Source organism: Spongiactinospora sp. TRM90649 (assembly GCF_029382225.1).
Classification (GTDB): Bacteria; Actinomycetota; Actinomycetes; order Streptosporangiales; family Streptosporangiaceae; genus Spongiactinospora.
On record NZ_JARLTC010000017.1, the window covers coordinates 86,462 to 103,706 of the forward strand.

General features: G+C 69.7%; 17 protein-coding genes. 12 read left to right on the forward strand and 5 right to left on the reverse strand.

What is annotated here, in order from left to right:
* Positions 1 to 271: 271 nt before the first annotated feature.
* The 6 genes from P3X83_RS21505 to P3X83_RS21530 all read left to right on the forward strand — a co-directional run bounded on the left by P3X83_RS21505 (position 272) and on the right by P3X83_RS21530 (position 5,326).
* A complete protein-coding gene (locus P3X83_RS21505) occupies positions 272 to 1,339 on the forward strand; it encodes a PP2C family protein-serine/threonine phosphatase (RefSeq protein WP_277306952.1) in 1,068 nt (355 codons plus the stop codon).
* 11 nt (positions 1,340 to 1,350) lie between these two features.
* Complete coding sequence (locus P3X83_RS21510) at positions 1,351 to 1,698, forward strand: STAS domain-containing protein (RefSeq protein WP_277306953.1); 348 nt, start codon at positions 1,351 to 1,353, stop codon at positions 1,696 to 1,698.
* A gap of 14 nt (positions 1,699 to 1,712) precedes the next feature.
* Positions 1,713 to 2,177: a MarR family transcriptional regulator gene (locus P3X83_RS21515; protein WP_277306954.1), complete on the forward strand. Its 465-nt coding sequence runs from the start codon at positions 1,713 to 1,715 to the stop codon at positions 2,175 to 2,177.
* Positions 2,178 to 2,365: 188 nt separating this feature from the next.
* Positions 2,366 to 2,809: a CBS domain-containing protein gene (locus P3X83_RS21520; RefSeq protein WP_277306955.1), complete on the forward strand. Its 444-nt coding sequence runs from the start codon at positions 2,366 to 2,368 to the stop codon at positions 2,807 to 2,809.
* Complete coding sequence (locus P3X83_RS21525) at positions 2,806 to 4,098, forward strand: ArsB/NhaD family transporter (RefSeq protein ID WP_277306956.1); 1,293 nt, start codon at positions 2,806 to 2,808, stop codon at positions 4,096 to 4,098. The genes P3X83_RS21520 and P3X83_RS21525 overlap by 4 nt, the downstream gene beginning before the upstream one ends.
* Positions 4,099 to 4,111: 13 nt before the next feature.
* Complete coding sequence (locus P3X83_RS21530) at positions 4,112 to 5,326, forward strand: cation:proton antiporter (RefSeq protein ID WP_277306957.1); 1,215 nt, start codon at positions 4,112 to 4,114, stop codon at positions 5,324 to 5,326.
* A 27-nt stretch (positions 5,327 to 5,353) separates the two neighbouring features.
* On the opposite strand, the gene P3X83_RS21535 is transcribed toward P3X83_RS21530, so the two are convergent.
* From P3X83_RS21535 to P3X83_RS21545, 3 genes are all read right to left on the reverse strand, one after another.
* Positions 5,354 to 6,133: an ABC transporter permease gene (locus tag P3X83_RS21535; protein WP_277306958.1), complete on the reverse strand. Its 780-nt coding sequence runs from the start codon at positions 6,131 to 6,133 to the stop codon at positions 5,354 to 5,356.
* On the reverse strand, positions 6,126 to 7,115 hold the full coding sequence (locus P3X83_RS21540; protein ID WP_277306959.1) for an ABC transporter ATP-binding protein: 990 nt from the start codon (positions 7,113 to 7,115) through the stop codon (positions 6,126 to 6,128). The genes P3X83_RS21535 and P3X83_RS21540 overlap by 8 nt, the downstream gene beginning before the upstream one ends.
* A gap of 406 nt (positions 7,116 to 7,521) precedes the next feature.
* Positions 7,522 to 8,019: a hypothetical protein gene (locus P3X83_RS21545; protein ID WP_277306960.1), complete on the reverse strand. Its 498-nt coding sequence runs from the start codon at positions 8,017 to 8,019 to the stop codon at positions 7,522 to 7,524.
* Positions 8,020 to 8,107: 88 nt separating this feature from the next.
* Here P3X83_RS21545 and P3X83_RS21550 point away from each other — a divergent pair, with 88 nt between their 5' ends.
* Positions 8,108 to 8,773 (forward strand): TetR/AcrR family transcriptional regulator C-terminal domain-containing protein, encoded by a 666-nt coding sequence (locus tag P3X83_RS21550; protein WP_277306961.1) that lies wholly within the window; start codon positions 8,108 to 8,110, stop codon positions 8,771 to 8,773.
* 196 nt (positions 8,774 to 8,969) lie between these two features.
* On the opposite strand, the gene P3X83_RS21555 is transcribed toward P3X83_RS21550, so the two are convergent.
* Positions 8,970 to 9,836, reverse strand: a complete 867-nt coding sequence (locus tag P3X83_RS21555) for a universal stress protein (RefSeq protein WP_277306962.1) — start codon at positions 9,834 to 9,836, stop codon at positions 8,970 to 8,972.
* 37 nt (positions 9,837 to 9,873) lie between these two features.
* Complete coding sequence (locus P3X83_RS21560; RefSeq protein WP_277306963.1) at positions 9,874 to 12,636, reverse strand: cation-transporting P-type ATPase; 2,763 nt, start codon at positions 12,634 to 12,636, stop codon at positions 9,874 to 9,876.
* Between the two features lie 198 nt (positions 12,637 to 12,834).
* Here P3X83_RS21560 and P3X83_RS21565 point away from each other — a divergent pair, with 198 nt between their 5' ends.
* From P3X83_RS21565 to P3X83_RS21585, 5 genes are read left to right on the forward strand one after another with little or no spacing between them, the layout of a single operon-like run.
* Positions 12,835 to 13,896, forward strand: a complete 1,062-nt coding sequence (locus P3X83_RS21565; protein ID WP_277306964.1) for a 4Fe-4S dicluster domain-containing protein — start codon at positions 12,835 to 12,837, stop codon at positions 13,894 to 13,896.
* On the forward strand, positions 13,893 to 14,699 hold the full coding sequence (locus P3X83_RS21570) for an FAD/NAD(P)-binding protein (RefSeq protein ID WP_277306989.1): 807 nt from the start codon (positions 13,893 to 13,895) through the stop codon (positions 14,697 to 14,699). Before P3X83_RS21565 ends, P3X83_RS21570 begins: the two co-directional genes overlap by 4 nt.
* Positions 14,696 to 15,508 carry an oxidoreductase gene (locus P3X83_RS21575; protein ID WP_277306965.1) on the forward strand — a complete coding sequence of 271 codons (813 nt, stop codon included), beginning with the start codon at positions 14,696 to 14,698 and terminating at the stop codon, positions 15,506 to 15,508. The genes P3X83_RS21570 and P3X83_RS21575 overlap by 4 nt, the downstream gene beginning before the upstream one ends.
* Positions 15,498 to 16,787 (forward strand): nickel-dependent hydrogenase large subunit, encoded by a 1,290-nt coding sequence (locus tag P3X83_RS21580; RefSeq protein ID WP_277306966.1) that lies wholly within the window; start codon positions 15,498 to 15,500, stop codon positions 16,785 to 16,787. Before P3X83_RS21575 ends, P3X83_RS21580 begins: the two co-directional genes overlap by 11 nt.
* Positions 16,777 to 17,232: a hydrogenase maturation protease gene (locus P3X83_RS21585; protein ID WP_277306967.1), complete on the forward strand. Its 456-nt coding sequence runs from the start codon at positions 16,777 to 16,779 to the stop codon at positions 17,230 to 17,232. The genes P3X83_RS21580 and P3X83_RS21585 overlap by 11 nt, the downstream gene beginning before the upstream one ends.
* Positions 17,233 to 17,245: the final 13 nt, after the last annotated feature.

The window sequence follows — 17,245 nt, forward strand, 5'->3', positions numbered from 1 at the left end:
GCGGCGCCCGGCGTGAACTGTTGCACTGGGCAATAATTCGCTACGGTAGACCCCCAAGGGGTGCCGGGAAGTCTGGTCGGCGGACGCAGAAGCATGCCCGCAGCCCGGAGGTTCCCGGTGGAATCACCCCCGCCACGCCGCCCGAAGACACGTGACGCCGCCAGAGGCAACTCCTGTCCGGTCGAACGCAGAGCCGTGGACCGTACCACCGTCCTGAAGACCGCTCCACTGTCGAGCAGGCGTTGGCCGCGATGAGCAGGGGCTAATCATCTTGGCGACCTCCAGGCGACGCGGACCGGCGCGGTCGCAGACGGTGCTGCGCGTCCTGCCCTTCGCCGCCATGGCGGCGGTGGCGGCGTGCGACCTGATCGCCGGGCCCTCGCTGGGTTTCCTGCCGCTGCTCATCCTGGGGCCGACGTTCGCGTGCGTGTTCGGCAGCGTCCGCCGTACCGCGTTCATCGGCGCGACGGCGCTGGCCCTCTGCATCCCGCTGGCCGCCTACAACGGCACGCTACTGAAGTGGCAGAACAACCTGACGATCGCCACCATCCTCAGCGTCACCTGCGCCAGCATGCTCGCCAGCCACCTGCGGTTACAGCGTGAGCGGGAACTGGCCAACCTCAAGCTGGTAGCCGAGGCCGCCCAGCGGGTGCTGCTACGACCGGTCCCGCGACGCGCCGGGGATCTCCGGCTGGCCCTGTCCTACACCTCCGCCTCCGCCGAGGCTCGGATCGGAGGCGACCTCTACGAAGTGGTCACGACCCCGGCCGGAGTCCGGCTGATCGTCGGCGACGTGCAGGGAAAGGGACTGCAGGCCGTCGAAACCGCCGCGTGGGTGCTCGGCGCGTTCCGCGAAGCCGCATACGACCAAGCCGACCTGATCGGCGTCGCCCAGCGCCTGGAGGCCACCCTCGCCCGCCACCTCGGCGCGGAATCCTTCGTCACCGCCATCCTGGCCGAGGTCACCGAGGATGAGATCACTCTGCTCAACTGCGGCCATCCCGCCCCGATCCTCCTGCGCAGCGACGGGCACATCACCGTGATCGTCCCACCGGAGGAGAACCTGCCGCTCGGCCTCGCCTCGCTGGCCCCCGCGACGCCCAAGCCGTACAACTGCGGCTTCGGCGAGCAGGACCAGATCCTCTTCTACACCGACGGCGTGATCGAGACCCGTGATCCGGCCGGTCGGTTCTACCCGCTGACCGAGCGTCTTGGGCCGCTGGGCGGCGATGATCCCCAGCAGGCCCTCGACGCGCTCCGCGAAGACCTGCTCGATCATGCCGGCGGGCCGCTGGCCGATGACGCGGCCATGCTGTTCCTGCGGCGGCAAGGCTACTGAAGGACACCACCATGGAGAACTTCACCGTCGACATCGACTGGCACGGCACCGCCGTGGTCATCCGCCTCAGCGGGGAACTGGACCTGGCCACCGCGCCGACGCTACGTGACTGCCTGGGCGTGGCGCTGGCCGAGTTCGGCTCTCCGACGCTGGTGGTCGACACCGGCGGCCTCACCTTCTGTGACTCCAGCGGCCTGTCGGTCCTGCTCAGCGGCCTATCCCTGGCCGAATCCGCCGGCGGCAGCCTGGCGCTGTCCGCGGTCGGCGGCCAGTTGGCCAGACTGCTGGCCGTCACCGGCCTGAACGCGCGATTCCAGATCTTCACGACCACACCGGAGGCCCTGGACCGCATGGAATGAGATAGAAATGGCTCATGCGGGAGCTCGACCAGGTCACCTCGGGTGTGCTGACCGGCTCGCGGGTGCTCGTCGGCATCGCCGCCCGCTCCCTGGCGGCGGTCGAGGGAAGAGTGACGCTGCCGCAGTTCCGCATGCTGGTGGTGCTGTCCGGGCACGGCGAGACCAAACTCGTCACGATGGCGGAACTGCTGGACGTCAATTCCTCGACGGCCATGCGGATGGCCGATCGCCTCGCCTCGGCCGGTCTGATCGTCCGCGAAGTGAACCCGGTAAACCGCCGCGAAACGCTGATGCGGCTCACCGCCGATGGGCGGCGCCTGGTCGACGAGGTCACCACCCGGCGCCGCGAGGAGATCGATTCGATCGTCTCCCGGATGGCCCCACAGCATCGCACGGCGCTGATCGAGGCGATGGCCGCCTTCAACGAAGCCGCAGGTGAACAGCCTGCGGACGGTTCCCACCCGCTCGGCTGGCCGTAGGTTCGACCTGGTCGAACTCGGCGTCGCAGGCCAGAGCGCGCCATCCGGCGACAGCGGTGCGGCCCGGGCTTTGATCGAGTATCGCCCGCGCGAACCATTGGCATGGTGGCGGGTCTTGATACGGTATCGATAGGTGTGCCGGGAAGTCTGGTCGGCGATCATGCCGTCGACCCATAGGGACACCCGTCATGCATGCACGCGCGCTGCTGTCCGACTTCCCCACGGTCACCCCCGACACCCCGGTGATCGAGGCCGCCCGCTTACTCGCCGACCAGGACCTGCCCGGCCTGATCGTGGTCGACGGCGCCGGCCGCCCGGTCAGCATCCTGCCCGGCCCCCAGGTCCTGCGGCTGGCCGTGCCCGAGTACTGCCTGGACGATCCGGCGCTGGCCCGGGTCGTGGACGAGGCGCATGCCGACCGCTTCCTCGATGCCCTGGCCGACCGGCAGGTGAGCGCCGCGTTGCCACGCGACAAACGCAAGCTGCCGATCGCCGACCCGGACGCGACCGTCCTGGAGCTCGCGGCGCTGATGGCCCGCACGCACAGCCCGCTCGTCGCCGTCGTCGAGGACGGACGGCTGCTCGGCGCGGTCACCCTGCAGGCCCTCATGGACTGGCTCATCGCCCAGTGAGCGTGGTCGCCTGGCTGTCGATCGCCGTCTTCCTGTGCGCCTACGCCCTGATCGCCACCGAGAAGATCCACCGCGTGGCCGCGGCCCTCGGCGGCGCGGGCCTCATGCTGCTGATCCACGCCACCGACGCCGAGACCGCGTTCTTCGCCGAGTCCACGGGCATCGACTGGAACGTCATCTTCCTGCTCCTCGGCATGATGATCATCGTCGGGGTGTTGAAGCAGACCGGGGTCTTCGAGTACCTGGCGATCTGGGCCGCCAAGAAGGCCCGCGGCCGGCCATACCGGCTGATGGTGCTCCTGGTGGTGATCACCGCGAGCGCCTCGGCCCTGCTCGACAACGTCACGACCGTCCTGCTGATCGCGCCGGTCACCTTCCTGGTCTGCGATCGGTTGAGGGTACCGGTCGCCCCGTTCCTGATCGCCGAGGTGATGGCCTCCAACATCGGCGGGGCCGCCACCCTCGTCGGCGATCCGCCCAACATCATCATCGCCAGCCGGGCCGGGCTGAGCTTCAACGACTTCCTCATCCACATGACGCCGATGGTCATCGTCCTGATGGCCGCCTTCATCGGACTGTGCCGGATCGTCTTCCGCAAGGCGTTCCGCTACGACCCGGAACGGGCGGCCGAGATCATGACGCTGAACGAGCGGGAGGCGATCAGCGACCGGCGGCTCCTGTGGCAGTCCCTGGTCGTGCTGGCCGTCGTCATGGCCGCGTTCGTGCTGCACCCCGTCCTGCACTATGAGCCCTCCGTGGTGGCCGTCCTGGGCGCCGGAATCCTGGTGGCCGCCACCAAGGTCACCACCCACGAGGCCATCGCCGAGGTCGAGTGGCCCACCCTGACCTTCTTCGCCGGGCTGTTCGTCATGGTCGGAGCGCTGGTCAACACCGGCGTCATCGGCCAGATATCCCAAGCCGCCGCCGGCGCCACCGAAGACCGGCTGGGCCTGACCACCATGGGACTGCTGGGAGCATCGGCCGGGCTGTCGGCGATCGTGGACAACATCCCGTATGTGGCCACCATGAGCCCCATCGTCGCCGAACTGGTCGGCGCCAACGGCGGCGACGGCCCGGCGCAGGTGTTGTGGTGGGCGCTGGCGTTCGGCGCCGACCTGGGCGGCAACGCCACCGCCGTCGGCGCCGCGGCCAACGTGGTGGTACTTGGCATCGCCGCGCGCAACGGCACCCCGATCAGCTTCTGGCAGTTCACCAGATACGGACTGATCATCACCCCCATCACCATCGCCATGTGCGTGCCCTACCTGTGGTTCCGCTACCTGGCCTAGAAGGACACCCCTTGTGATCACCCTGCTGACGGCCTTCGCCGGACTGCTGCTCGTCGCGGTGCTGCTGTCGAGCCTGGCCCACCGCACCATCCTGTCCACCGCGGCGCTGTTCCTGGTCGCCGGGTTCGTCCTGGGCGACGGCGTGCTCGGCCTGATCTCTCTGCGACCGGGCGACGACCTGGTCGCCACGCTGGCCGAACTGGCGCTGTTCACCGTGCTGTTCACCGACGGCATGCGGGTCGGCTGGGCCGATCTGCGCAGCGCCTGGCGGCTGCCCGGCCGCGCCCTCGGCTGGGGCCTGCCGCTCACCCTGGTCATCACCGCCCTCGGCGCGCACTGGCTGCTCGGCCTCGGCTGGATCGAGTCGCTGCTCGTCGGCGCCATCCTGGCCCCCACCGACCCGGTCTTCGCCGCCGCCCTGGTGGGCAACGAGAAGGTGCCGCCCCGGCTGCGGCAGTTGCTCAACGTCGAATCCGGCGTCAACGACGGCCTGGCCCTGCCGTTCGTCATCCTCTTCCTCGCCGTCGCCTCCGGCTCGGCCGACCTGCACCTCGGCGAGCTGGGACTGGAACTCGGCCTCGGCATCGTGATCGGCATCGCCGTCCCGTGGGCGGCGATCAAGCTGGAACAGACCCGCTGGTTCTCCGCCTCCACCCAGTACGAGCCGCTCAACGCCCTGGCCATCGGGCTGCTCGTGCTCGCGCTCGGCAAGGCCACGCACGGCAACCTGTTCCTGGCCGCGTTCGCGGCCGGTATCACCGTCGCCACCTTCGGACCACGGCAGCGCCAGTCGTTCGAGCACTTCGGCGAGCTCATCGCCGAAGTGTTCAAACTCGCCGCGCTGCTGGTGTTCGGCGCGCTCATCAGTCCCGCGCTGCTCGGCGCGGTCGGCTGGCAGGGCTGGCTGTTCGCCATCGGCGCGCTGATCGTGGCCCGGCCCGCCGCGATCTGGTTGTCGTTCCTGCGCTCGGGGCTGTCGGTCCGCGAACAGGCGGCGGTGGCCTGGTTCGGCCCGAAGGGATTCGCGTCCGTCGTCTACGGCCTGCTCGTCCTGGCCTCCGGCATCGCCACCGCCCAGCAGGTCTTCCAGGTCGTCGCCGTCACCATCGTCGCCTCGATCCTGCTGCACTCCTCCACCGACATCGTGGTGGCCCGCTGGTTCGACGACGAGCGTGAGGTCCCGGCCTGGTACGGCACCGTCACCCGCAGGATCCGCCGGCGCGGCTGAGGTCAGAGGGCCGCGCCCGCCACCGGGTCAGCGGGTATGGTCGGCGCGGTTCCACCACGCGGCCGTCGCCACGGCACCGGCCGCTCCGGTGAGCGCCACCAGCAGCAGTCCGAGCAGGCCCGGCGGGTCCTGACCGGATCCGGTGATGCCGGCGTAGAGGCCGGGCACCGACCAGGGGAAGACACCGCCGTAGCCAAGCGCGGCGATCACCTGGGAGGCGAAGACGAGGCCGAACAGGACGCCGACGGCGGCCAGATATCCGCGCCCCATGCTCGCGGCCAAGGCCAGCGGCGTGGTGGTGAGCGCCGCGAGCGCGGCCGCCGCGAAGAGGCGCATGAGGCCGTCGATCGCCGTCGGCGCCGACCAGGCGGGCAAGCCCAGCAGCGCGCCGATCAGTAGGCCGAGCCCGGCGAGCAGGAAGGCCAGCAGCAGCGCCCAGATTGCGGCGACGGTGAACTTGGCGGCAACGATGGCGGTCCGGGAGGTGGGCAGGGCGAGCAGGTCGGTGGCGGTGCGGTCACTGAACTCTCGGCCGAACAGCCAGATGGCGATCAGGCCGTAGACGCCCAGGCCGCCCACCGCGACGGCTTGGGCGAGCAGGGCGAGATAGCCGGGCCAGTCGGCATCAGCCCCGGCCAGCTGGGCCTTGCCGCCCAGCAGTCCGAGCGCCCGGGCCCGGGCGGGATCTGCCAGGATGAACATGAACATCCCGCACACCAGCGCGGCGATGGTGAAGGCCAGCGTGGTGATCCAGGGCAGGCGGCTACGCCGTGCCTTGCGCAGTTCCGCCCACAGTGCTTCACGCACCTGCGGCCCCCTTTCCATCCTCTGATCGAGTGCCTGCGCTTGTGCCTGGGCTGGGTGCGGCCTGCGGGTTCAGGTCGATGGTGCGCAGGAAGAACGTTTCGAGATCCTCCTCGTGCAGGTGGAGGTCGGTGGGTGGCACTCCCGCCTGCACCAGGATGGTGGCGATCACCTCCGGCCCGGCCAGCGCGCGTGGGTCGGTGATCACCAGGCCGGCCGAGGCGGCGGAATCTGACCGGTAGCCGTGCGCTGCCAGGACCGCTTGGGCCTTGGCGTCGTCGCGGGTGGCCAAGCGCAGGTGACGGCGGCGGTGCCGGTCCAATTGGTCGGCGTCGTGCTCGCCTAGCAGGCGGCCGTGGTGCAGGATGCCGATGCGGGTGGCCAGGCGGGCGACCTCGGCCAGCAGGTGGCTGGACAGGAAAACCGTGGTGCCGTGCCGGTGGGCCAGGTCGGCGAGCAGGGTACGGATCTCGGCGACGCCGGCGGGATCCAGGCCGTTGACGGGCTCGTCGAGGATGAGCAACGCGGGGGCGTGGATGAGGGCCTTGCCCAGGGCCAGGCGTTGCAGGTTGCCGAGCGACAGGGTGCGGGCCCGGCGGTCGGCGTACGGGGCGAGCGCCAGCCGTTCGATGATGTCATCGGCACTGCCCGGCAGACAGCGGAGCCGACGAACCACCTCCAGGTTCTCGCGCACGGTCAGCTCTGGATAGGCGGCGGCCGCCTCCACCACATATCCCACCTTCGCCCAGGCGGAGCGGTCCCTGGCCGGGACATCGGCCCCCAGCACCAGCACCGTTCCCGTGGTGGGTGCGATCATGCCGAGCAGCATGCGGATCAAGGTCGTCTTGCCGGCGCCGTTGAGGCCCAGCAGAGCATAGATCTGGCCCGCCTGCACCGTCAGTCCGACATCGACGACGGCGCGCACGTCCCCGTAGCGTTTGCTCAGCCCGGCCACCTCGATGACCGGTCCTGCCGCGCCGTTCATTGTGCGCCCGCCCTGATCTGTACCGGGTGCCGGGCCGGGCCCCCTAGTCGCCGGTGCCGACTCGTCCGCCCCTGTGACGCCGCAGGCGCCGACGGGGCCGGGTGCCGCCGTTGAGCGGGGCGAGTATCCCTGCGAGTGAGAAAGATCGCGGTCCTGCGCATCGGGAAGTGACCTCCTAGCTCCGCGACCTGTGCAGGTCGCGGGCCGACCAGGCTTCCCGGCTCACCGACATTTGTGCCCCGGCAGGGGCGCGATTCTCTGCTGCCTGGAATGTAGCACCAGCCCGCCAGACCGGCCACGCGCGATGCGTCCAGCCCTTGATGATCGCGCGTCATGTAGCCCGAGCGTCCGACCCGCGTTGCAGTCCACAGAATTGCTACTCGCCGGCAGGGCCCCTCAACCCCAGTCAGGAAACAGCAAGCAAGAGCAGGATGACCAGCGAGCCTGCGGTCGTGAGGAGGAATCGCGCCAGGACTAGCGGATGGAACCAGCCGGGAAAAGCGACCTTCGCCGACTCAATCAGCGACTTGGCATCGATGTCGGTTGTGCCGGACTTGCGCAAGGCGGCCTCCACATAGCGGACGACGAAAACCTGGGCGGTGGTGACGAAGCCGCCGGCGATCAGCAGGATGGGCTGAAGGATCCAGGTGATCATTGGCCGATCGAACAGATTCAGCACGGCAAGCGTCGCCAAACCTACGGCGATCGCCACGGACACCATCACGCTGGCGTTGCCAGCGGTGAAGTCGAGGCCGTGCTTGGTCAATACGGCGGGGCTGTGGCCCTGTCGTTGGATCTCTGCATCAGCCGCCTTCTGGGCGGCGGCCCCATACCTGTGACCAGCCAACGGAACGACCAGGTACGTCAGGGCCAGCAGGAACTGCAGGGCGGCAACGAGGAACACGGGAGATCTCCTCTCGGCGCTTTTGAACTTAGTTCAACATCGTAGCGGAGATCTCGATCTAAGATCAACCATCGCTAGGCTGGGTGGCATGCTGACCAAGGAGCAGATCGTCCGGGCAGCCGTCGAGGTACTCGACGCCGAAGGCGTGAACGGGCTGAACATCCGCCGTCTGGGCACACACCTTGGGTCGGCCGCATCGGCGATGTATTACCACGTCAAGAGCAAGGACAAGTTGGTGGTCCTCGCCGCCGACCACGTGTTCGGCGAGATTCCACTGCCCGAAACCGCCGGAGTTGGATGGCGGGAAGCCGCCGCATCGCTGGCGCGTGGAGCGTACACCATGGTCGTGCGGCACTACTGGTTGATCCCGGCGATGAGCACGCACCTCATCTACGGCCCCAACAAGGCCCGCTTCGACGAGAAATCCCTGACAATCTACGAGTCGGCTGGGTTCACCCAAGCCGAGGCCGACCAGGCAGCCGCTACCGTGCTCATGTTCGTGATCGGCGCCGCGCAGGGCCACGCGGCGCAGGCAGCCTGGGAGGCGCACCTACGACGAAGCGGCGCTGACGCCGACAAAGAGCTCCAAGGGATCATGGCTGAAATAGTGGCGATCGCCCAGACCCTGCCCCGACTGCGGGCCCGCATCGACTCCGCCATGACCCCGCCTGGGGACCCGTTCGAGTTCGGACTCCAAGCACTGCTGGCCGGGCTGGAAACGCACATCCACTCCCCGACATCGTCGGGTCCGTGACGACAGTCATGGCATCTCTATGCCGTCACCGTCGCGCGACAGCGGGCCATTCCGGCCGCTCGCCGGATTCGCCATCCTACGGCACCGAATGCCTGCTCGGCTGACCACGACACGTCACCACCGACGTGGGCCAGAGGCGAAGACAGTCCCCCGCCAGGAGTACCCCGAACAGCGGATGATCGTCGGCTGAGCGCGGTCAGCTCGGACGCTGGTGCGGGACCACGGCGACCGGGCAGTTCGTGTGATGCAGGACGCCACGGCTCACCGAGCCCAGCAGCGCCGAACCGAAGCGGCCCATCTGGCGGGTGCCCACCACGACCAGATCGGCCTCCTTGGACGCGGCGCAGATGGCCGTGACCGGATGATCGCAGACCGCCGTGATGATCGTCGGCACCCGGGGGTGACGTTCGATCCAGGGGGCCAGCTTCTCCTTGATCGTGCGCTCCCCCATGGTGAAGAGGTCGTCGAGGTACCGCGCGTAGCCGCTCGCGTAGGGGGCCAGGATCGCGGCCTGCCAGGCGAACACCACCCGCAGCCCCGCACCCCGCCGCTCCGCCTCCTCATAGGCGTACTCCAGAGCGGCCTCGGAGTGTCCCGTACCGTCGAACCCCGCCACGATCTGGCCCTGCACGCTGTCCTGGGCGCCACGGACCACGACCAGAGGGCACACGGTGTGCCCGGCGAGCCCGTTGCCGACCGAACCGAGCAGCATGCCGACGAACCCGCCCGCCCCACGGCCGCCGACCACGATCTGCGCGGCGCGCTCGGACTCCTCGGCGAGGACGCCGACGACGGGACCGGCGACCAGGCGGGTCGTCACCTCCAGCCCCGGGGCCTGCCCGCGGGCCAGGTCGGCGGCCACGGTGAGAAGCCCCTCGCAGTAGGTGGACATCGCGGTGGGGGCCTTCGGGACGGGACGGTAGGGAAGGTCATACGCCCAGTCTTCGCAGGCGTGGACGATCCGCAGCCCGACTCCGCGCCGTACGGCGTCCTCGACCGCCCATTTGACGGCGATCGTCGCCTGCCGCGAGCCATCGGTGCCCACGGTGACATGTCCAGTCATCTCAGTCCCCCGAATGCGATGCCCAGCACTCCGTTAGCTACCCACACCCGCTCACCTGGGAACTCCGTGCCTTCCTGCGACGGACCAGGTGGCGCCTGACCTCGTCCGCGCCCCACACGACAAAGGGGTACGGCAGGAGCAGCGCAAGGTCGACAGGCGGCAAGGCGGCGGTGCCGAGCAGGGCCTGGAAGGGCGGAAGGTAGACGAACCCGGCGGCGAGCAGGAGGCCACCGGCTATGCCCGCCAGCAGGTAGCGGTTGGACAGCACGCCCACCGACCGCAGTGCGGCGTGCTCGGTCCGGACGGCGAAGGCCGTGCCGACCTGGCCGGCGATCATGCCGAGAAAAGCCATGGTGGTCGCCTGGCGATACGCGTGATGCAAAGGCGTTCCCGGGCCCGTCGGCGCTCCGGGATACCACCCCGCCCGGATGAGGACATAGAAGAAGCCGCAAAGCTGCAGGACGGCCACTATGGCGCCGAGGAAGAACCAAGCCCGCAGCAGCATCGAGCGGCGGATGACTCCCTCGGTCCTCGGCCGGGGCGGACGGTTCATGATCCCGGGTTCGGCCGGCTCACGACTCAGCGCCAGTGCCGGAAACGTCTCGGTGCCCACGTCGAAGGCGAGGATCTGCATGATCGTCAGCGGCAACGGCACCAGCCCCCCGCCCAGCGCGAAGACGGCGAAGGCCACGACCTCGGGTGTCGCGTGCGCGAAGATGTAGACGATGAACTTGCGCACGTTGTCGTAGATGCGCCGCCCCGCCTCCACGGCGACCACGAGAGAGGCGAAGTTGTCGTCGGTGAGCACCATGGTGGCGGCCTCCCTGGCGACGTCCGTGCCGGAACGCCCCATGGCGACCCCGATGTCGGCGCTGCGCAGGGCGGGGGCGTCGTTGACACCGTCACCGGTCATCGCCACGACGTGCCCCTGCTCGCGCAGGGCATCGGCGATGTGCAGTTTCGCCTCGGGTGATGCCCTGGCGAAAAGGATTTCCGGCTCGTCCCGCACCAGGTCGCCGATCTGCCGCTCGGTCAGCCGGTCGAGCTCGGCCCCGGTGACGATCCGGGGATGGTCGCCCACGATGCCGACGCGCCTGGCGATGGCGGCGGCCGTCAGCGGGTGGTCGCCGGTGATCACGATGATCCGGATTCCGGCCGTCCTGCATCGGGAGACGGCGTCGGCCACCTCGGGGCGCGGCGGATCCAGCATGGTCACCAGGCCGACGAAGCACAGGTCGCGTTCCGCGTCAGCGCGACGGTGCGGCGGCTCCTCCCCGGCGGGTATGGTCCGTTCGGCGAGGGCCAGGACCCGAAGCCCCTTGGAGGCGAACTCGACGACCTTGCGGGAGATGACGTCGTGATCGTGTTCACTCAGAAGTGAGACGCGCCCTCCCGCGTCGAGGAAGGTCGCGCATCTGGGCAGCAGCGCCTCGGGGGCGCCTTTGGTGTGCACGGCGACGGACTCGCCGTGCTGATCCACGGTCGACATCAGTTTGAGCTGGGGATCGAAGTGGAACTGCCAGCGGCGCGCGGCCTCCCGCCGCGCCGGGTCGGGATCGGCTCCCAGTTCGCGGGCGGCCAGCAGCACCGCCGCTTCGGTCGGATCGCCGACGAGCCGGCCGTCCGGCTCGCGGCGGGCGTTGTTGCAGGCCATGGCGATCAGGGCCGCCGATCGCAGGCAACCGCCCGGCGGGGTCGGCGGCGAGTCCTGGTCAGCGTCGAACTCCCGAGTCTCCGCCAGGGTCCAGACGGCCGTCGGTCGCATGCGGTTCTCGGTGAGGGTGCCCGTCTTGTCGGTGCAGATGACATCCGTGGACCCGAGGGTCTCCACCGCACTCAGCCGCTTGACCAGGGCCCCGCGCGCGGCGAGGGCCTTCACCGCCACCGCCAGTGCCAGCGTGATGACGGGCAGCAGCCCCTCCGGGACCATCCCGGCCAGCAATCCGGCCGCGAAGACCAGGGAGTCGACCGGAGGCAGGTGCGCGCTGAAGACGGCCAGCGGGACGAACGCCGCCGCCAGTGCCACCGAGGCCGCGGCGATGAGCCATGCGGCCCGCCTGACCTGTCGTTCGAGCGGACTGGGTTCCTGTTCGCCCCGTTCGGACAGAGCCGCGATGCGGCCGAGTTCGGTCGCCATACCCGTGGCGAACACCACCCCGCGCGCCTCGCCGCCCGTGCACGCCGTACCGCTGAAGACCAGGTCGTGCGCGCTCAGCGGAGGCACCCCGACGTCCTGTTCGGCGGCCGAGCGCAGGGTGGGGACGGACTCTCCGGTCAACGCGGCCATGTCCACTTCGACGGCGCCCGAAAGCAGCCGTACGTCGGCCGCGACCTTATCGCCCTCCGCGATGACGACGATGTCGCCCGGCACCAGTTCGGTCGCGTCGATCTCACTGACTTTGCCGTCGCGTACCGCTTTCGCGCGTTGGGGGATGTACTCCGCCAGCGCCTCCACCGCCCGTTCGGCCTGGAGCTCCTGCGCGAAGGCGAAGGCGGCGTTCAGCACGATGATCGTGACGACGGCCGCCGCGACCACCTTCGATCCGACGATCAGCAGCAGTGCCGCGGCCACCCACAACAGCACGGCCAGTGGATGAGTCAGCTGGCGGGCCAGCTCGCGCGGCAGTCGCCGGGCACCGCGCCTGCGCAGTTCGTTGGGGCCGAATTGGAGCAGCCGCCGCCGCGCCTCCATGCCGGAAAGCCCTCGCGACGAGGTGCGCAGATCCCGAAGGAGCGACTCGGCCGCCTCCTCGGGGTCCACTCCCGGGGGGTCGGCCCATGACCGGTGCCGGCTGCGCATCGCGAATCGCCCCCGCCGTACACCGTGCAGAACATCGCGGTCTCTTGTATCGCCCCGCGCAATCACGGAGAATCCCTCAGCGACCCCTTGGAAGCGTCAAAGCTTCGAATCACCGCAGGTCACCGCATCCAGACTGGCCGAACAGGGAATACCGAAGCCGTTGTCCGAAGGCGGAGGGGGCCGCTCGTGGAGACCGTCGTGACACCGTCGATCCAGCCGCTCATCGAGGCGCTGCTGTCGGCGGGATATGCCGTGGTGGGTCCGACCGTCAGGTCCGGGGCGATCCGGATGGCAGAGCTGTCCTCGGCCGCGGAACTACCGGCCGGGGTCACGGACGTGCAGGAGCCCGGCCGCTACGGTTTGACGGCGAGCGGCGACGACATGCTGTTCGGTTTCGCGGCCAGTCCCGACTCGGCCAAGCGCTACACTCAGCCGCCGCGGCAGCCGCTGGTCCGGACGCACGGTGAGGACTTCGAGGAGGACCAGCCCGAACCCCCCAGAATCGCACTGCTGGGGATCCGTGCCTGCGATCTGGCCGCCATCGGCGTGCAGGACCGGGTCTTCCTTGGGGGAAGACATCCCGACCCCGTCTACCGCAAAAGGCGCGAGGCGCTGTTCCTCGTCGCGGTCAACTGCGCGGTGCCCGGGGGCACCTGTTTCTGCGCCTCCATGGGCACCGGTCCCAGGGCCATGAGCCACTACGACCTGGCCCTGACGGAACTGTCGGCGCCGCACCGGTTCCTGATCGAGACGGGAAGCGAACGCGGCGCCGAGATCATCGCGCGCATCCCCACCGGCGGCGCCACGGACGCCGACGTGGAAGCCGCACGGGAGGTCTCCCGGACGGCGACCGCCCGCATGGGACGCCACGTGGACACCGAGGGAATCCAGGACTGGCTCCCCGCCGCCCACGACCACCCACGCTGGACGGACGTGGCGGCACGCTGCCTGAGCTGCACCAACTGCACGATGGCCTGCCCCACCTGCTTCTGCAGCACGGTCGAGGACGTCACCGACCTCACCGGAGAGGTCGTCGAACGCTCCGAACGCTGGGACTCGTGCTTCACCCTGGACTTCTCCGAGGTCAGCGGCACCCACGTGCGCGGGTCGGGACTCGCCCGCTACCGGCAGTGGCTGACCCACAAGTTCGCGACCTGGTACGACCAGTTCGGCATGTCGGGGTGCGTGGGCTGCGGCCGATGCATCACCTGGTGCCCGACCGGCATCGACGTCACCGAGGAACTGGCGTGCATCCGATGACGCCGCTGCCGTACCGGGTGCGGTCACGCCGTCCGGTGCGGGCCGACACGGTCAGCCTGACGCTGGCCCCCGTCGAAGGCGCGTGCCCGCCGTTCCTGCCGGGCCAGTTCACGATGATCTACGCGAGGGGCGTGGGCGAGATCCCGGTGTCGATCAGCGGGTGGGCCCGTTCGGGCGGCTACCAGCAGACGATCCGAGCAGTGGGGGCGGTCAGCCGCGCTCTGTGCCATGCCCGTCGCGGTGACCTCGTCGGACTCCGGGGACCCTACGGCACCGCTTGGGACGTACCGGGCGCGGCCGGGATGGACGTCATCGTCGCGGCGGGCGGGCTCGGGCTGGCGGCACTGCGGCCCGTCGTCCGGGAACTGGCCGCGCGCCGTTCGCGCTACGGCCGGGTCAGCCTGATCGTCGGCACCCGGACTCCGATGACGTTGCTCTACCCGCGTGAGCTGGACGCCTGGCGGCGCGCGGGGATCGACGTCCAGGTGATCGTGGACCACCCCGACCACGCCTGGGAGGGGCCCGTCGGCATGGTCACCGCGCTCGTCGGCCGGATCGTCTTCGAGCCGCGCCGTACCGCCGCCTACGTGTGCGGGCCCGAGGTGATGATGCGCGCCATCGCCGCCGACCTGGTGCGACGCGGCGTGTCACCCGCGAGGGTGGCGATGTCGCTGGAGCGCAACATGAAGTGCGGTGTCGGCCGCTGCGGTCACTGCCAGCTCGGACCACTGCTGCTGTGCCTCGACGGCCCCGTGGTCACGTACGACCGGGCGGCCGCTCTGCTCTCGGTGAGCGAGCTGTGAAACGGACCGCGCCAGGTGCGACACCCCGGCTGGCGGTGTGGAAGTTCGCCTCCTGCGACGGCTGCCAGCTCACCCTGCTCGACTGCGAGGAGGACCTGCTGCCACTGGCGTCCGCCATGGACATCGCCTACTTCCTGGAGGCGTCGAGCGCCGTCGGGCCGGGCCCCTACGACCTGTCGCTGGTGGAAGGTTCGATCACCACGCCGCAGGACGCGCAGCGTATTCAGCACGTGCGCCGTGTCTCGCGGCGGCTGGTCACGATCGGGGCCTGTGCCACGGCGGGTGGTGTCCAGGCGCTGCGCGACTTCGCCGACGTGCGGGAGTTCGCGGCCGTCGTGTACGCCGCCCCGGAGTACATCGCCACGCTCGACCGCTCAACTCCGATATCCGCCCACGTACCGGTCGACTTCGAACTTCGCGGATGCCCGATCGACAAACGGCAGCTCATCGAGGTCATCACCGCGTTCCTGGCCGGTCGGCGTCCCGTCGTCCCAGGTCACAGCGTGTGCGTCGAGTGCAAGATCCGCGGCAATGTCTGCGTTCTGGTGGCGCACGGCACGCCCTGCCTCGGCCCGGTCACCCAGGCGGGCTGCGGCGCGCTCTGCCCGGCCAGCGACCGGGGCTGCTACGGCTGCTTCGGCCCCACCGAGACGCCCAACAGCAGGGCCCTGGACGCCCGGCTGCGGGAACTGGGCATGAGCGATGCCGATCTGGTGCGTGTCTACCGCACCTTCAACGCAACCGAGGAGCCGTTCCTCCGCGCGTCGGAAGAAGCCGAAGAGGCAGTGGGGACCGAAGGTGACGCATAAGACGATCCGGCTCGGCGGGCTCGCCCGGGTCGAGGGGGAAGGCACACTGCTGGTACGCGCCCGCGACGGGCGTGTCACCGACCTGGAACTGCGCGTCTACGAACCACCGCGCTTCTTCGAGGCGTTGCTGCGCGGCCGGTCCTACAGCGAGCCGCCGGACATCACGGCCCGCATCTGCGGCATCTGCCCTGTGGCGTACCAGATGAGCGCTTGTCAGGCCATCGAGGCGGCCTGTGGGGTTGAGGTGACGGGACCGCTCCGCGACCTGCGCCTGCTGCTGTACTACGGCGAATGGATCGAGTCGCACACCCTGCACATCTTCCTCATGCACGCACCCGACTTCCTGGGATTCGACAGCGGCTTCGCGATGGCCACGTCTCACCGGGAACACCTGGAGCGCGGCCTGGCTCTCAAGAAGGCGGGCAACGACCTGGTGGCGGCTCTGGGCGGTCGCGCCATCCACCCGGTCAACGTGCGCCTGGGGGGCTTCTATCGGGTGCCCCACCCCCGGGAACTGATACCGGTGGCGGAAGGGCTGCGGCGGGCGCGCGAACACGCCCTGGCCACCGCCGCCTGGGTGGCCGCCTTCGACTTCCCCGATGTGGAGTACGACTACCGGTTCTTCGCCCTTAGGCATCCGCAGGAGTACGCCATCCTGTCGGGCAGACCGACGATCAGTGATGGCACCAGCTTCGACCTGTGGGAATGGCCCACACGGGTGGTGGAGGAGCAGGTGTCGTACTCGACGGCGCGCAAGGCCCGGCTGGATGGCGCACCCGGCTATCTGGTCGGCGCGCTCGCCCGGTACGCGATCAACTTCGACCGGCTTTCGCCGCTGGCCAAGGCGACCGCGCGGGACGCGGGCCTGGACGGCGTCTGCCGCAACCCGTTCCAGAGCATCGTGGTCCGGGCGGTAGAGGTCGTGCACGCCTGCGACGAGGCACTGCGGATCATCGAGGGCTACACCGAGCCGGATGCGCCCGCCGTACCCGTCGAGCCCGTCCCGGGCGTCGGGCACGGCGCGTCGGAGGCACCGCGCGGGGTGCTCTACCACCGCTACCGTCTCGACGCGGACGGCCTGATCGGCGAAGCCGACATCGTGCCACCGACCTCGCAGAACCAGACCCGCATCGAGTTGGACCTGCGCGAACTCATCGGACCCCGGCTCGACCTCCCCCTCCCCGAGCTGACCGGGCTGTGCGAACGCGCGATACGCAACCACGATCCCTGCATCTCATGCTCGGCCCATTTCCTCGACCTGCGCCTCGATGCCCGCTGAAAGGGTGGTCATCGGGCTCGGCAGCGACGCCCGCGGCGACGACGCGGCCGGACTGGAGGTGGTCCGGCGACTGCTGGTGCGGGCGCCGGCAGGGGTGCTCATCACGGAGAGCTCCGGCGACCCGATGCACCTGATCAGCACGTGGAGCGGCACCCGGCTGGCGATCGTGATCGACGCCGTCTCCTCGGGAGCGCCGCCCGGCACCGTCCACCACGACATCGACCCCCGCCGCGCCCAGCTCCGGCGCGGCAGTACGCACGCACTGGGCCTGACCGACGCCCTCGACCTGGCCACCGCGCTCGGCCTGCTCCCCGGCCGGCTGCTCGTATACGGCATCGAGGGCGGTGACTTCTCCGTGCAGGGCCCCATCACTCCGCCGGTACGCACGGCGATCCGCGAAACGGCGGTCGCCATCCGCGCGAGGCTGAACGACGCCGCGGGGTGACCCCGATGACGCT

Excerpts from the sequence above, each read along its gene's own strand:
- P3X83_RS21510 (WP_277306953.1), top strand. The coding sequence starts at position 1,351 with ATGGAGAACTTCACCGTCGACATCGACTGGCACGGCACCGCCGTGGTC.
- P3X83_RS21515 (WP_277306954.1), top strand. The coding sequence starts at position 1,713 with ATGCGGGAGCTCGACCAGGTCACCTCGGGTGTGCTGACCGGCTCGCGG.
- P3X83_RS21520 (WP_277306955.1), top strand. The coding sequence starts at position 2,366 with ATGCATGCACGCGCGCTGCTGTCCGACTTCCCCACGGTCACCCCCGAC.
- P3X83_RS21540 (WP_277306959.1), bottom strand. The coding sequence starts at position 7,115 with ATGAACGGCGCGGCAGGACCGGTCATCGAGGTGGCCGGGCTGAGCAAA.
- P3X83_RS21550 (WP_277306961.1), top strand. The coding sequence starts at position 8,108 with ATGCTGACCAAGGAGCAGATCGTCCGGGCAGCCGTCGAGGTACTCGAC.
- P3X83_RS21555 (WP_277306962.1), bottom strand. The coding sequence starts at position 9,836 with ATGACTGGACATGTCACCGTGGGCACCGATGGCTCGCGGCAGGCGACG.
- P3X83_RS21560 (WP_277306963.1), bottom strand. The coding sequence starts at position 12,636 with ATGCGCAGCCGGCACCGGTCATGGGCCGACCCCCCGGGAGTGGACCCC.
- P3X83_RS21570 (WP_277306989.1), top strand. The coding sequence starts at position 13,893 with ATGACGCCGCTGCCGTACCGGGTGCGGTCACGCCGTCCGGTGCGGGCC.
- P3X83_RS21585 (WP_277306967.1), top strand. The coding sequence starts at position 16,777 with ATGCCCGCTGAAAGGGTGGTCATCGGGCTCGGCAGCGACGCCCGCGGC.